Annotated in this window: 13 protein-coding genes and 1 pseudogene; 9 read left to right on the forward strand and 5 right to left on the reverse strand. The window is 71.0% G+C overall.

Features of this window, described 5'->3' with window-relative positions:
* Position 1: 1 nt before the first annotated feature.
* Positions 2 to 1,333, reverse strand: a complete 1,332-nt coding sequence (locus U8525_RS24830; protein WP_374268792.1) for an alpha/beta hydrolase family protein — start codon at positions 1,331 to 1,333, stop codon at positions 2 to 4.
* 75 nt (positions 1,334 to 1,408) lie between these two features.
* Positions 1,409 to 2,185, reverse strand: coding sequence for a class I SAM-dependent methyltransferase (locus tag U8525_RS24835; RefSeq protein ID WP_374268793.1), 777 nt, complete (start codon positions 2,183 to 2,185; stop codon positions 1,409 to 1,411).
* Positions 2,186 to 2,289: 104 nt separating this feature from the next.
* Between U8525_RS24835 and U8525_RS24840 the strand changes: the two genes are divergently transcribed.
* The 7 genes from U8525_RS24840 to U8525_RS24870 all read left to right on the forward strand — a co-directional run bounded on the left by U8525_RS24840 (position 2,290) and on the right by U8525_RS24870 (position 10,772).
* Positions 2,290 to 3,606: a citrate synthase family protein gene (locus U8525_RS24840; protein WP_374268794.1), complete on the forward strand. Its 1,317-nt coding sequence runs from the start codon at positions 2,290 to 2,292 to the stop codon at positions 3,604 to 3,606.
* Positions 3,607 to 3,687: 81 nt separating this feature from the next.
* Complete coding sequence (locus U8525_RS24845) at positions 3,688 to 4,248, forward strand: hypothetical protein (protein ID WP_374268795.1); 561 nt, start codon at positions 3,688 to 3,690, stop codon at positions 4,246 to 4,248.
* Between the two features lie 152 nt (positions 4,249 to 4,400).
* Complete coding sequence (locus U8525_RS24850; protein WP_374268796.1) at positions 4,401 to 4,937, forward strand: hypothetical protein; 537 nt, start codon at positions 4,401 to 4,403, stop codon at positions 4,935 to 4,937.
* A 57-nt stretch (positions 4,938 to 4,994) separates the two neighbouring features.
* Entirely contained in the window at positions 4,995 to 7,697 is a 2,703-nt protein-coding gene (locus U8525_RS24855; RefSeq protein WP_374268797.1) for a PQQ-dependent sugar dehydrogenase, read from the forward strand.
* Between the two features lie 211 nt (positions 7,698 to 7,908).
* The gene (locus U8525_RS24860) at positions 7,909 to 8,742 is read left to right on the forward strand and encodes a hypothetical protein (protein WP_374268798.1); all 834 of its coding nucleotides are present in this window, start codon (positions 7,909 to 7,911) and stop codon (positions 8,740 to 8,742) included.
* A gap of 22 nt (positions 8,743 to 8,764) precedes the next feature.
* The gene (locus tag U8525_RS24865; RefSeq protein WP_374268799.1) at positions 8,765 to 9,241 is read left to right on the forward strand and encodes a hypothetical protein; all 477 of its coding nucleotides are present in this window, start codon (positions 8,765 to 8,767) and stop codon (positions 9,239 to 9,241) included.
* A 193-nt stretch (positions 9,242 to 9,434) separates the two neighbouring features.
* The gene (locus U8525_RS24870; protein WP_374268800.1) at positions 9,435 to 10,772 is read left to right on the forward strand and encodes a hypothetical protein; all 1,338 of its coding nucleotides are present in this window, start codon (positions 9,435 to 9,437) and stop codon (positions 10,770 to 10,772) included.
* A 4-nt stretch (positions 10,773 to 10,776) separates the two neighbouring features.
* Here U8525_RS24870 and U8525_RS24875 read toward each other — a convergent pair whose 3' ends face one another.
* The gene (locus U8525_RS24875) at positions 10,777 to 11,292 is read right to left on the reverse strand and encodes an N-acetyltransferase family protein (protein ID WP_374268801.1); all 516 of its coding nucleotides are present in this window, start codon (positions 11,290 to 11,292) and stop codon (positions 10,777 to 10,779) included.
* A gap of 18 nt (positions 11,293 to 11,310) precedes the next feature.
* Positions 11,311 to 12,426, reverse strand: coding sequence for an alpha/beta fold hydrolase (locus U8525_RS24880; RefSeq protein ID WP_374268802.1), 1,116 nt, complete (start codon positions 12,424 to 12,426; stop codon positions 11,311 to 11,313).
* A gap of 321 nt (positions 12,427 to 12,747) precedes the next feature.
* Between U8525_RS24880 and U8525_RS24885 the strand changes: the two genes are divergently transcribed.
* Together U8525_RS24885 and U8525_RS24890 are read left to right on the forward strand one after the other, a co-directional pair.
* Positions 12,748 to 13,485, forward strand: a complete 738-nt coding sequence (locus U8525_RS24885; protein ID WP_374268803.1) for a dienelactone hydrolase family protein — start codon at positions 12,748 to 12,750, stop codon at positions 13,483 to 13,485.
* A gap of 11 nt (positions 13,486 to 13,496) precedes the next feature.
* On the forward strand, positions 13,497 to 14,777 hold the full coding sequence (locus tag U8525_RS24890) for an MFS transporter (protein WP_374268804.1): 1,281 nt from the start codon (positions 13,497 to 13,499) through the stop codon (positions 14,775 to 14,777).
* A gap of 52 nt (positions 14,778 to 14,829) precedes the next feature.
* Here the strand turns inward: U8525_RS24890 and U8525_RS24895 are convergent.
* A pseudogene (locus U8525_RS24895) lies at positions 14,830 to 14,937 on the reverse strand (IS5/IS1182 family transposase); the annotation flags it as partial.

Here is a 14,937-nt window from a genome sequence, read left to right on the forward strand (position 1 = left end):
CTCAGAGGTACTCGTCCAGCCAGTCGAACATCCGGTGGTTCGCCACGGCCTGCGCGCCCTCCTGGCAGTGCAGGAGCCCCGTGTCCTCGGTGGTGAAGAGCATGTAGTCCTTCGGGCACTCCAGCGCGTCGAAGAGCAGCCGGGCCTGCCCCTGCGAGAAGGCCTCGGCCGTGCCGTCCATCACCAGCGTGCGGCAGCGGATGCGGTGGACGATGGGCTCGTTGTTGTACCGGCGCAGCTCGAAGAGCAGCGCGGACGGCGTGCTCACGCCGTGCTTGAACATCGCGTCCCGCATGTACCAGCGGTAGAGGAACACCTGCCCCATCAACTGGAGCATGGCCGCGTCGAAGGCCTGGGGGTCGCTGTCCAGGAGCGGCATCAGCTCCGGGAAGTAGGTGTTGAACTGCTCGAAGGAGGAGTCGCCCCAGTTGAGGACGCCGGGGTTGGGGATGAGGAGCTTGATGCGCCGCTCGAACGCGGCCGCGCGCGGCACCAGCGCGCCGCCCATGCTCCACCCCAGGAGCGCGATGCGCCGCGAGTCCACGCCCGCGATGCACAGCGCGAAGTCCACCACCGGCCGGATGACCTGCTCCCAGTCATGGCGGAAGGGCAGCCCCTGCTCGCGGATGGCCATGCCCTGGCCGGGCGCGTGCACGATGAGGCAGTGGTAGCCCCGCGCGAGCGCCGCGTCGATGACGTACTTGGACTCCTCCGGCCACGCGTCGCGGCCCTGCTGGAAGATGAGCAGCGGCGCGACGCCCCGGACGCTCGGGGCACGGAAGAAGTAGCCGGGCAGCGTGGTGCGCTCGTAGGGGATGCGCACGGGGGTGCCCGGAATCTTCAGCAGCGGGAGCGCCTTGTTGTAGGCGTCCACCGCCTTGCGCCCGATGGCGACCACGCCCGGGTGGGTGGGCTCGGGGTGGTGGATGAGCGCGGCGCGGTAGTAGTTGGCCGCGCGCAGGTAGGCGTTGCCCGCGCTGATGCCGTGGCGGCGCGACAGGCTCGCGTCCCCCATGGCGCGGATGCGGTCGGCGGTGCGGACCCACTCATTGGGCCAGCTCCAGTCATCCCCCGCGACGATGCGGGTCGCGGTGTCCAGCACCTCGCCGATGTCCGCCTGGGCGCTGTAGGTCGCGGCCAGGAAGTGCAGGAGCTGGCTCTCCATGATGGGGTCCGCCATCAGCCCCAGCTCCCACCAGGGCCGGGGCTCCTCCACGGCGGCCGTGGAGGGCGTGGTGCTCGCCACGGCGGGAGCGCCCCGGAGGAGCGCGAGCCCCCCGGTCAGCCCCAGGCTGGCTTGGATGAGGGAGCGACGGTCCAGTGTGATGCCCATGGTCTCTGGCCTCCAGCAAAGCGGGTGCTGAGGGCTCGAACACCGGGGGGCTTCCCTTCTGTCACCCGCTGTCTTTCAGCGCGTGGCCACCAGGGCGAACACGCGGTGGGGCACGGCGAACGGCGCGTCCGGGAAGCGCTCATCGAGCAGCCTCGCGTGCGCGACGTCGAAGCGGGCGGCCTCCTCCGGAGAGAGCACCGGCCCCACCTTGGCGCTGGCGCGCACCCGCCCCATCCAGGCCTCGCGGGAGTAGTGGACGACGGCGTCGAAGGTGAAGGACTCCAGGCGGGTGAAGCCCGCCGTGGCGGCATCCTGGAACCAGCGGGGATAGACCCCGGCGTCGTGCCCGAACTCGACATAGGGCGCGACCTGAGAGGGATTGAAGGTGTCGATGAGGGTGTGGACCACCTGCACGATGTTGCCCGGCAGAGGCAGCCAGTCGAAGTGCGCGATGACCAGCCGTCCTCCCGGCGCCAGCACCCGCCAGGCCTCCCGGGCCGCGGCGGCGCGGTCGAACCAGTGCCAGCACGTGCCCGCGGTGACGAGCCCGAAGGACTCCGGGGGCAGGCCGGTCCGCTCCGCGGGCGCCACCCGGAAGTCGATGGACAGCCCCTCCTCGGCGGAGAGCCGCCGGGCCGAGTCCAGCATGGACTCCGAGAGGTCGAGCGCCGTGACGACGCCCCCTCGCCTCGCCAGCCCCCGCGCGAGCGTGCCCGTGCCCGCCCCCAGGTCGAGGACGCGCTGTCCGGGCTGGAAGATGCCTTCGCGAAGGAGCCGCTCGAAGAAGGCCTCCGGGAAGCCGGCGCGGTGCCGGGCGTAGTCCTCCGACGTGCGGCCAAAGTCCACCTGCATGGCATGTCCTCCCGTGTCTGGGGCTCCACGCGTCCATGAGGAAAGACACGTCGACAGCGGCTCCGTGCCGCGCCGACACTCTCCTTCCAGGAGGCGGGTGGAGCATGGATAGACGCCGGGGTGGACGCTCTCAATCTCGATTCGACCATCAACCTGAGCGGGAGGAGGCCCTGGTGTCGGCGCGCGAGGCGGCGGCGCTGCTCGGCGTGAAGCGCGCGACGCTCTACACCTACGTGAGCCGGGGGCTGGTGCGGTGCGTGCCGGTGCAGGGGACGAAGGAGAACCGCTATGCCCGCGCGGACCTGGAGCGGCTGAAGGTCCGCCACGACGCGAGAGCGGGCCACGCGGCGGTGGCGGCGGGCGCGCTGCGCTGGGGCGAGCCCGTCATCGACTCCGCCGTGTCGCGCGTGGAGGCGAAGGGCCTGGCGTACCGCGGACGCCACTCCGCGGTGGAGCTGGCGACGCAGGGCCGCGCCTTCGAGGACGTGGCGGAGCTGCTGTGGTCCGGCGAGCTGCCGGAGCGCACGGGCACGGTATGGCGCGCGCCGCGAGCGCCCTTCCCGCCCGCCGCGCTGACGGCGCTGCTGCCCCGGAGCACGCCCCCGGCGGAGGTGCTGGCGACGCTGGTGGCGCTCCTGGGCGCGAGGGATCCCGTGCGCTTCGCCGCGCCGCCGGAGCGGGAGCTCGCACGGGCCCGGGGGCTGCTGCGGCACCTGGCGGCCTGGGTGTGCGGCGCCCGGTCGCCGGAGCGCGTGGGGCTCGCCTCGCGTGAGCGGACGCTGGCGGGCTCGCTGGCGCGCGCGTGGGGTGCCCGGTCCCCCCGCGCGCCCGCGCTGCTGAACCAGGCGCTGGTGCTCTGCGCGGACCACGAGCTGAACGTGTCGACCTTCGCCGCGCGGGTGACGGCGTCGTCCGGCGCGGACCTGTACGCGTGCGTGGGCGCGGCGATGGCGGCGCTCTCCGGACCGAAGCACGGCGGCGCGTGCGACCGCGTGGAGGCGCTCCTCGCGGAGGTGGGCCGACCGGAGCGCGCGAAGGAGGTGGTGGCCACGTACCTCCACCGCGGTGAAGCCGTGCCGGGCTTCGGCCACCGGCTGTACCCGAAGGGAGATCCCCGCACGCCCTCGCTCATCCAGGCCGCGCGGGAGCTCCGCCCGGGGGCGCGCACGGTGCGCGTGGCCTCCGCGCTGGTGGAGGTGATGCGCGACGCGGGACACCCCGCGCCATCGATGGAGGTGGGGCTGGTGATGCTGGCGGAGGCGCTGGGCCTGCCGAGGGGCGCCGCGTCCGCGGTGTTCGCCGTGGGGCGCTCGGCGGGCTGGGTGGCCCACGTGCTGGAGCAGCGGGAGCAGGGCCACCTGCTGCGGCCCAGGGCCCGCTACGTCGGTCCCTCTTCACCGTCTCACGCCGCGGCGGATTGAATTCAGCCGTTGGGATTCAGGGTGGACATGGGGCTGTTGGTGGACCCAATGCGTTTCTTCACCTTCTCCTGGAGCCACTGCATGAAGAAGACCGCCCTGCTGACCTGCCTGCTCGGATTGCTGGGAGCCCTCCCGGCCAGCGCCGCTGACGTCGACGTCAAGGACGTGTTCGGCAAGGAGGTCCCCATCGGGCAGGGCCGTCCCACCCTGGTGCTGTATGCCAACAAGGGCACCCGGGAGGAGCTGCGCCAGAACGCCTCCCAGTTCGTCTACGGCGTGCGGGAGAAGAAGCCCATCGTCGTCATCCACGTGGACCTGCGCGACGTCCCGGGCCTCTTCAAGGGCATGGCGCGCGGGGAGATCCGCAAGAGCCGCGACGAGTCGCTCGAGGCCATGAAGGACCTGTACCGGCAGAAGGGTGAAGCGCCGCCGCCCGAGCTGGACTCGTCGCTCTACATGGTGGCGGACTCCAAGGGGGAGCCCCACAAGGCGATGGGGCTCGAGAAGGGGTTCGACCGCGTGTTCGCCCAGGTGCTGGGCTCCTCCGGCCAGGAGCTCGCGCGGGGGACCTTCTCGTCCGCGGCCCGGCAGCTCAGCCAGGCGATGACCACGGCCCCCACCGTGGCGTCCCGCCGCCCCTGACCCCAACAAGGGCCCCCCGCGCACCCGGACGGCGCGCGGGTGGACGGCCGGGGATGGCTGGCATTGCCCCGCGTGAAGCGCCACGGACCCCAGGTGCGCACAAGGGCAGGCGTTGGCCAGGCTGACGTCTCCCGTTCCACCTGGAGTCGTCCATGCACGTTGAAGCCCCTCGCAGCGCCCGTTCCCCGAAGGTCGTGACGTTCCTCCGCATCCCGGTGCTGGTCGCCGTGGGCATGATGACGATGGGCAGCGGCATGGGGAACCCCGGCTGTGGCAGCAGCTCGTACTCCGACTGTGAGGAAGGCTGCGCCATCTCGGGCACCTATGCCGTCCAGTTCGCGGACACATCCCCTCCGGGGGAAGGGTGTGAGGCTTTGGGACAGGGCCTGCCGGCGGGTCCGCTCGTGTTGAGCCTGTCCGGCACCTATGTCACGGGCCAGCTTGGCGACGACTACCTGTCGGGCTACTACCACGGTGAGCCCTCCCGGGAGCTCAACTTCACCCTCGCGCAGAACCAGCCGGTGCGCCTCGAGCGCATCCTCACCATCGAATCGACGGTGCGCGCTCCGGCCCCCCGCTCGGACACCGATGCCTCGACCATCGAGGGCCAGTACGAGGTGAAGCTCTCCTCCTTGGACGACGGCAGCGTGAAGTGTCTCATCCGGCGGAGCTTCACCGCGACCCGGTAGGAATTCCGCCGGGGGGCGCCCCCGGGTCCTACTCGGGGTGCGGTAGGGTCTGGGGCCATGCGTACTCCCCTCATGGCCTCATTGTTGTTCCTGATGATGGCGTCGCCGGCCCGGGCCGCCGTGCCCGCCGGCTTCGTGGAAACGAGCTCTTCGTCCAGCAGCCTGTCGCAGGCGACCGGCATGGCGTGGGCGCCGGATGGTTCGGGGCGGCTGTTCGTCACGCTGAAGAACGGCATCGTGCGGACGGTGGCCATGAAGGACGGGGTGCTGGAGACGCAGCCCGGCACCTCCACGCTGGTGACGCGCACGTTCGCCACGGAGCCGGTGGTCCACGTCAACAGCGAGTGTGGCCTCATCGGCATCGCGTTCGACCCGAACTACGTGGTCAACCGGTACGTCTACGTCTTCGTCACCGTCGCTCCCTCCGAGCAGCGCATCGTCCGCTACACGGACGCCAACGGCACGGGCATCGCACGCACGGAGGTCGTCAAGGGGCTGCCCACGGCGGGCAACAACCACGACGGCGGCGGGCTGGGCTTCGGCCCGGACGGCAAGCTCTACTGGTCCATTGGCGACCTGGGCAACGGCTCCGGCGTGGACGCGGACCTGACGTCCCTGGCGACCAAGGTGAGCCGCGCCAACCTGGACGGCACGCCCGCCAATGACAACCCGTTCAACGACGGCGTGGGCCCCAACAACGAGTACATCTGGGCGCGCGGCTTCCGCAACCCGTTCACCTTCACCTTCCAGCCCAGCAACGGCCGGCTGTGGGTCAACAGCGTGGGCGACGGCTACGAGCAGGTCTTCGTCGTGAGCCGGCGCGCCCACGCTGGCTACAACGACTACGAGAACAACCAGCCGCTCGGGAACGACTACATCACGCCGGTGGTCAAGTACCGCACCAACAGCATCGACACGCGCAACCTCACCGCCACGGGCGCGGTGCGCAGCGGGGGCGTCACGACGTTCACGACGACGGGGCCGCACGGCTTCCGCAAGGGGGAGAAGCTCACGCTCGAGGATGTCGGGGACGCGAGCTTCAACGGCGAGTTCTACGTCGCCAGCGCCGACAACGCGCCGACCGCCACCACCTTCACCGTGGCCCAGCCGGGCCTGCCGGACGCGACCAGCGGCGGGGGCAGCGCGACGACGCAGGCGCTGGGCGGCTCCATCACCGGCGGTACGTTCTACGACGCCACCCTCTTCCCGCCGGAGTACCGCGGCAACTACTTCTTCGGCGACTACAACAGCGCCCAGGTGACGCGCGTCACGCTGGCGGCGGACGACTCGGTGGCGACGGTGGACGAATGGGCGACGGGCTTCGCCTCCAACGTGGACCTGAGCGTGGGGCCGGACGGCGCGCTCTATGCGATTGGCGTCAACAACGGGGTGGTGCGTCGGGTGGTCCCGGCGGCCTCCGGCCAGAAGCTGGTCGTGAGCGGGCTCAACCCGCGCGTGATGGAGGGCGGCCGCGCGGCCTTCACCGTGCGGCTGGCCCAGGCGCCTGACGCGTCCGTGACGGTGCGCGTGGCGCGGGCCCTGGGCGGCTCCGAGGACCTGCGCCTGCTGGGCAGTGACACGCTGACCTTCACGCCGGCGACCTGGAGCGCGCCCCAGGTCGTGATGATCGAGGCGGTGGAGGACGAGGACGCGGTCGCGGACACGGCCACCTTCACCGTGTCGTCAGAGGGCCTGGCGGACGAGGCGGTGGTGGCCACCACCATCGACAACAACGCGCCCCGGCTGGTGCTGTCCACCCAGCGACTCGCCGTGCCCGAGGGTGGCACCGCCACCTTCGACATGTCCCTCTCCCTGCGGCCCGCGTCGAACGTCACCGTCACGGTGGCGTCCACGCAGGGGGACCCGGACATCACCGTGGCCTCCGAGTCCACGCTCACGTTCACGACGTCCAACTGGAGCACGCCGAAGACGGTCACCCTCCGGGCCTCGCAGGACGCGGACAACGTGGACGGCGTGGCCACCATCACGCTCGCCATGCCGGGGCTGGACGCGCGCACGCTGGAGGCCGTGGAGGTGGACAATGAGCCGCTCCCGCCCTCCATCACCTCCACGCCCGTGACCACGTCCGTGGTGGGCGCCAGCTACCGCTACGACGTGGAGGCGGTGGGCCGGCCGCAGCCGACCTTCTTGCTGGAGGGCACGGTGCCGCAGGGGATGAGCATCGACGCGGCCACCGGCCTCATCACCTGGACGCCCTCGGCGGAGGGCTCCGTGGAGGTGCGCGTGCGGGCGGCCAACGGCGAGTCGCCGGACGCGGAGCAGACCTTCACGCTCACCACGAAGGCGGACGAGGCGCCGCGCGCCGTCCTCACCCGCCCCACCCAGGGCGAGCGCGTGTCGGGCGCCACGGCGGAGTTCTTCGGCGACTGCGTGGACGACGTGGGCTGCACCCGCGCCGAGTTCTATGTGGACGGCACGCTGGCCTCCACGGACACCGGTTCGGACAACCGCTTCTACTTCGGGGGCGAGCCCGGGCGCTGGGACACCACGGGCCTGGCGCCGGGCCCGCACACCGTGCGCTTCGTGGTGGTGGACACGCGGGGCGCGACCGCGGAAGCCACGGCGACGGTCTGTGTCGGGGACGGACGCTGCGAGCAGGGGGAGCCGGACGCGGGCACGGACAATCCCCCGCCCGAGGAGGACTCCGGCTGCGGCTGCGGCGCGGCCCCCGTGGCACCGCTCGCGTGGTTGGCGCTCGCGGCGCTGGCCACCCGGCGCAAGCGTTCACGCGTGAGCTGAAGTCTTCCCTGTCCGCACGCGTGGGAGGGCGCCCTTTGTGGATCCGCCCTCCCGCGCTGGCATGTCTGGCGCCGTGGCGCCGCTCGCGGCGCGCATGCCCGCGCGAAGGGCCTCAAACGAGCCCCTGCGGTCGTGCTCCGGGCGGAGTGTCCTCTCACGCGCGACAGGGAGTTGCCAGGTCATTCCACGAGCCCGCTACTCTGAGGGAGCAATGCCCGCTCTCCCCTCCAAGCTCCAGCATCTGATCGCCCCACAGGAAAGGCGCCACGCATGGCAGCGAACCTGCGCTGTCGTATTCGTGCTGGTCCTGGGATGCGCGGCCCCCAGGCGCTACTACCTGCGCTCTGAATTGCCCATCTTGGAAGGGCGGTTCGACCTCGCGGTAGCTCCGGGGCCCTGGTCACATCAGGAGATTCCGACCGTCGTCGCGGACACGGACACGGTCCCGGATGACCTGGTGCTGCCAACGCTCCGAGCTTTGATGGCGTTGCCAGGCGCGGCGGATGCCTGCGACCCGAGCACCGGCAGGCCTCGCCCGGATGCGGCGGAGTACTGCGTCGCCCTCTACAAGACGCCGCAGGACTGGCGTGTCTCATGGCCCATCCGCAACCTCTTGGAAGAGCGCAGCTCATGCCAGCCTCCATTCGGTGGCGTCGACGACGAATCGTTTGGCCGAGGCATGCCTGTCGTTGGCTTCGCCCACAACCACCCGTGCGCGACGCGGATGAGCAGTGACGACCTGGGTCAATTCCCCGCGGTGAAGATGGCGGACGGTTTGTGGACGATGGTGTCCTATGCCGCGAGCCCGGATGGTCAACTGGCGCGTGATTCCAGGAACCGGTTGATCCCCGCATGGGCCTGGCTCGCCACGGGGCACAAGGATGAGCCCCGCTTCTACAAGTGGAATCCGGCGGGAGAAGTCTTCCAATGGAATGAGGGCGACGCGCGTTGGGATTTCCAGGCGAACTGTCATCCGCAAGAGGCTTCTGGCATGCGCAGCCCCCGCATGCTGCTGCCTCGCTGCTCACCCGAGTTGAAGTGGTAGAAGCGCCCAGGAGCCTGTCCCCATGATGAAACTCCCTCACCACGTCCTGCTCATGACGCTCCTGCTGGATGGAGGCACGCCGCCCCCCTCTTCGGGCACCGCGGTAAGGGATGGGGGCAGCCCCGCGGTTCCCGTCGCGGCGAACTCCGACGGCGGCACTGCTCCCCGCGCACCTCTCATCGCGGAGGGGATTGAGTGGCCTGACGATCTGCGCCCCCTGGCGACGTTGGACGGCCCGGCGCTCCTCGCCGCCCATGCGGCCCTTCAGCGACTGCTTGCGAGCTTCCCCAAGGAGTACGCGAAGGACTGCTCGTACACTGCCAAGGCCATGGAGGTCTCCGTCGCCCAACACGGCGGCTTGTACTTCGTGGAGATCAATCGACGCGTCGAGAGGTGCGGTTGGGCGGCACCTGGGTTCAATCCCTCTGCGCACTGGTACGCGCTGTATGCCGTGTCGCCAGAGGGGAAGGTCCTGGCGCGCTATCCCTACGCTCCTTGAGAGCACCAACCCGAGGAGTTCGTCGAACTCGAGGCGTGGCATTCCCATCTGCGCCAACGGAGCACTGGGCGTTCATCCGGTGTTGCCCGTGAAGCAACACCTGTAGACAGTAAAACAACACACATCTGCATTGTCACACGTGGCTGAGAACAGCGATGGTTCAGGAGAGCCTTTTCACCTGGAGACGGATTCCATGCACGCTTCGTTCCGACGCCCCGCCCTGCTGTTGCTGCTGACCGCCTGCGCCCTGCCGGGTTGTTCCTCGGAGTCCGACCCCACTCCTGCGGACACGCCTGACTCCGGTGTGGAGGACACGGGCTGCCCCGCGCCCACGGGCGCCGCCGTCACGCACCAGGGCACCATCTCCGCGCCGGAGACGTGGAGCGCGTCCAGCCCCCATGTCGTCTCGTCGCTGGACGTCAACGCCCCGGTGACCGTGGAGCCCTGCACCGTCGTCAGCATGAGCGCCTCGGCCAACATCCAGGTCAACAGCGGCGGCGCGTTCATCACCCAGGGCACGCAGGCCAAGCCGGTGCGCATCGAGGCCGCGGACTCCGGACGGCCCTGGGGTCAACTACTGATCAACCCGGGCGGCTCCGCGCGCCTGACGTGGACGACCCTGTCCCGGGGCGGCGATCCGTCCACCGCCGCCGCCACCGTCCGCGTGCGCGCGAGCACGGACCTTCCCGGCAGCCGGCCGTTGTTCGTGGACCACGTCACCATCGAGGAGTCCTCCGGCCCTGGCGTGCTCATCAATGGCACCGCCGGCTTCGCGGAGGGCTCCACCGCGCTGACCATCACCCGCTCCGGCAGCACCTCCAGCCCGCAGCCCATGGCCGTCAACCCCAACGCGCTGGGCACCCTGCCGTCAGGCACGTACACGGGCAACCGCGAGGACGCCATCCTCGTCGGCCCCAGCGTCGCGTCCGCGACCATCTCCTACCTGGGCGGCGACGCGACCCTGCGCGACCTGGGCGTGCCATACCACCTGGAAGGCCTCACGGTGGGCAACCACGACACCGCCGCGACGCTCACGATTGAAGCGGGCGCCGAGCTGCGCTTCGACGCGGGCAGCCGGCTGCTCGTCTATGACGGCAAGAGCGCGCTCATCGCCGCCGGCACCCAGGCCCGGCCCGTCATCTTCACCTCCGCGCAGGCCACGCCCGCCGCGGGCGACTGGGCCGGCCTGCGCTTCGACGGAACGAACCCCGCCGACCGGCTGGAGTTCATCCGCGTGCGCTACGCGGGCGGCCCCTGCCTGTGCTCCAGCTTCGGCTGCAACTACCTGCCCCCCTCCTTCGACGTGAGCTCCGCCATCCTCCTCTTCGAGGAGCCCGCCACGCCGTTCATCGCCGGCGCCTCCATCGAGGACAGCGCGGGGCACGGCATCCTGCGCGGCTGGAACGGCTCGGACGCCGTGGGCTTCCTGGAGACGAACACCTTCGCGCGCATCCAGGGATGCACGCAGACGACGCCCAGGGACACCGAGGGCCGCTGCCCCAACGACCCACCCTGCCCCCGCGCGCAGTGAGGCATTACGAGACGAGCCGCTTGAAGAAGAGGACTGTGGGGTGCAGCGCACCGTCGGTGTGCCGCGCCCAGTCGGGAATCTCTCCGACGCGCTGCCACTGGAAGTGCTGGTAGACGGCCTCCGCCTTCGACCCCGCCAGCGTGTCGAGCACCAGCAGGGTGCGCCCCGCGCCCCGGGCGTACTGCTCGACCTCCTGGAGCAGCCGCGACGCGAGCCCCTGTCCCCGGGCCCGCGAGTGCACGAGCAGCTTCTGCACCTCCGCGCGGTGCAGCCCGTTGGGCCGCAGGGACGGCGCCAGCTGCACCGTGCCGTCGATGCGCCCGTCCACCTCCGCGACCCAGAGCACCAGCCCCGGGCCCAGCGCCGCGAGCACGCCCCGCCAGTACTCCGCCGCCGCCTCCAGGGTGAGCGGCGGCAGGAAGCCCACCGACGCGCCTCCGTCCACGGAGTTGACGAGCAGCTCGGCCAGCGCCTGCCGCTCCTCGGGGGTCGCCTGTTCGAGTCTCCGGATGGAAATCATCCCCGCCAGTCTAGCGGCTCAAGGCGCGGCGGGCTTCGGGGGCTTCGGCGCGGGCGTGACCCGCGCGCCGGTGAAGCGCAGCAGCTCGTCCATGAGGAGGCGGCGGCCCCGCTCCGGCCGCTCCAGGTGCACGAAGTGCGTCGCTCCCGGGAGCACCACGGCCTTCACGCTGGCCGCGTGGACCAGGTGCTCCTGGAGGCGGGTGACGTCCTCCGGGCGGCTCCAGAAGTCGTTCTCCGCGCGCAGGAGGAGCACCTTCGCGGTGATGGACGCCCCATCCCAGAGCTGCCGGCCGGTGGCCAGGTAGAAGCTGTCCTCCAGCGCCCCGGACGGCGCCCGGAAGGCGAACGGCGTGCGCGAGGGCCCCAGCGGATCACTCGCGAGCGCCTCGCGCTGGAACGACGCCGCCACCTCCGGGTCCCGCCACTTCGCCCGCGCCTCCTCCTCCGCGGGCAGCTGCCGGTCCCACACCGCCATCAGCGACGCGCCCGTGTTCCACCGGTACGCGCCGACGCCCGCCGCGTTGAACTGCCCCGGCCGCTTCGGATCCTCGAAGTCCGTGCCCCGCCCCAGCACCTGGTGCTCCGCGCTGCCCGCGTACAGCGCGTTGAGCATCACCAGGTGGCTGACGTTGTCCGGATGGAGGCTGGCGTACATGCCCGCCCAGTGCCCTCCCGTGGCCCAGCCCACGAGCCCCACGCGGCGCTGACCCGTGCGCGCCTTCACCCAGGCCACCACCGCGTGCACGTCCTGGACGACCTCGTGCGAGCCCACCAGCGGCCGGCCCTTCGCGGGCGTGCTCATGGCCAGGGGCCGCGTGGAGCCGCCGTAGCCGCGCGCGTCCATGAGGTACACCGCGTGCCCCGCGCGGGCGAGCTCCGCCGCGATGGAGCCCCCCTCCACCGGCAGGTCGAACGAGGCCCGCCCCGGCACCCGCGCGCCGTGCAGGAGGATGAGCGGCGGCAGGTTGGCCACCTGCATGCCCGGGTCCTTCACCTCGCGGACGGACACCTCGATGCCCTCCTCCGACGGCACCAGGAACTCCGCGCGCGTCACCTCCGCCCGCGCGCCGGCGCCGAACAACACGCCCAGCAACACCCAGGTCCGGACCACGGCCGCGCCTTCGCGATGCATGCCCACCTTGCCCTCCTGCTCCAGGGGTCGAGCGCGATCCTGCCAGGAGCCGCGCACCGGCACACCTGCCGCCGTGTCCGCCCATGCAGCTCCTGCCGTCCGAGCAAGCACCGCAGGCCCCCGCGCGCCGGGGACACGCGAGGCTCGCCGTCCTCGACGCCCGCGCCCATGGGGGGATTGGCCTTCATCTCACGGGGAAGGAAGTGTCCGTTTCGCGCGGCGTGGAGGGACCCATCGCGAAACGGATGGCGCATCGGCCGCGCGTGTGGTGTCTCTTCCGGCACGGGCACATGCACGGCCCGCCCTGGAGGTCACCCCGCCATGCAGGACGTCGACATCAAGACCGCGGATGGAGTGATGGACGCGAAGCTGTTCCAGCCGGAGGGCTCGGGGCCGTGGCCGGCCGTCATCATGATTCCGGATGCCTTTGGCATCCGGCCCGTCTTCGAGGACATGGCCCGGCGCCTGTCCAGGTCCGGCTACGTCGTGCTGATGCCCAACGTGTTCTACCGGGACGGCTCCACCTCGAAGCTGGAGCTCCAGGGCTCCTTCGCGGACGAGGCGTTCCGCAAGCGCCTCTACGGCCTCATGGGCTCGCTGACGCCGGAGCGGCTGAAGCTGGACGCGGGCGCGGAGCTGGACTTCCTCGCCCGGCAGCCCTCCGTGAGGGGCCCGAAGGCGGGCGTGGCCGGCTACTGCTTCAGCGGCGGCATCGCGGTGCGCATGGCCGCGGACTTCCCGGAGCGCATCGGCGCGGCGGCGTCCTCCCACGGCGGGCGCCTGGCCACGGACGCGCCCGACAGCCCCCACCGGCTGGTGAACAAGGTGAAGGCCGAGCTGTACTTCGGCCACGCGGACAACGACAGCTCCATGCCGGCGGACGCCATCCGCGCGCTGGAGGCCGCGCTGAAGGACGCGGGCGTGAAGTACCGCTCGGAGCTCTACCCCGGCGCGCAGCACGGCTACACCGTCCCGGGCACGGGCGCGTACAACGCGGAGGCCGCGGAGACGCACTGGACGCGGCTCGTGGACCTGTTCGACCGCGCGCTGAAGGCCTGAGCGCGAGCCCGATGTCCGACGTGCGGCAGCGGGTGTTCTCCATCTTCGGCGGCTCGGTGGGAAACCTCATCGAGTGGTACGACTTCTACGTCTACTCGGCGTTCTCGCTGTACTTCGCGCAGGCGTTCTTCCCGGACGCGGACCCGCTGGTGCGGCAGCTCAACACCGCCGGCGTGTTCGCGCTGGGCTTCCTCATCCGGCCGGTGGGCGGCTGGGTGATGGGGCTCTACGCGGACCTCCGGGGCCGCCGGTCCGCGCTGACGCTGTCCGTCACGCTGATGTGCCTGGGCTCGCTGGTCATCGCCGTGTGCCCCACGTACGCGCGCATCGGCGTGGCGGCGCCCGTCGTGCTGATGCTCGCACGGCTGCTCCAGGGGCTCTCGCTGGGTGGCGAGTACGGCACCAGCGCCACCTACCTGAGCGAGGTGGCCACCTCCCTCCACCGGGGCTTCTACAGCTCGTTCCAGTACGTCACGCTCATCCTGGGGCAGCTGCTCGCCACGCTGACGCTGCTGGTGTTGCAGCGGCTGCTCCTGACGGGCCCGCAGCTGGAGGCCTGGGGCTGGCGCATCCCGTTTGGCATTGGCGCGGGGCTGGCCATCCTCGGCTTCTACCTGCGGCGCCACATGGTGGAGACGGAGGCCTTCACCCGCGAGGCCGCGAAGCCGTCCGAGCACCACCCCATGCGGGAGCTGTCGCGCCACCCGAAGGAGATCGCCGTCGTGGTGGGGCTCACGATGGGTGGGACGCTGGCCTTCTACACATACACGGTCTACATGCAGAAGTTCCTGGTGAACTCCGTGGGGCTGACGCGCGACGAGGCCACGCTCATCTCCGCGGGCTCGCTGTTCCTCTACATGCTGCTCCAGCCGGTGCTGGGGCTCGTCTCCGACAAGGTGGGGCGCAGGCCGGTGCTGATGGGGTTCGGCGTCCTGGGCACGCTGTGCACGGTGCCGCTGCTCACCGCGCTGACGCGGACGCGGGACGCCTTCACCGCGTTCATGCTGGTGCTCGCGGCGCTGGTCATCCTCTCCGGGTATACGTCCATCAACGCCGTGGTGAAGGCGGAGCTGTTCCCCGCGCGCATCCGCGCCCTGGGCGTGGGGCTGCCCTACGCGCTGACGGTGTCCCTCTTCGGCGGCACCGCCGAGTACGTGGGCACGCGCCTGAAGCTGGCAGGGCGCGAGCCCTGGTTCTTCTGGTACGTCACGGCGTGCATCTTCTGCTCGCTGCTCGTCTACACGGTGATGCCGGACACGCGGCGCCACAGCCGCATCGACACGGCCTCTTGAGGCGCCGGGGACTGCCTGTCGCGGGCGGGACGTGCTAGGGCGTGTCCGCAAATCAGAGCCAGAGGCGGATGGAGGCGATTTGGACCATCGCGAGGTAGTTGGCGGCGCGCTTCTCGTAGCGCGTCGCCACCCGCCGGTTCTGCTTCAAGCGATTGAAGAG

The sequence above is a fragment of the Corallococcus sp. RDP092CA genome, assembly GCF_041903675.1.
Classification (GTDB): domain Bacteria; phylum Myxococcota; class Myxococcia; order Myxococcales; family Myxococcaceae; genus Corallococcus.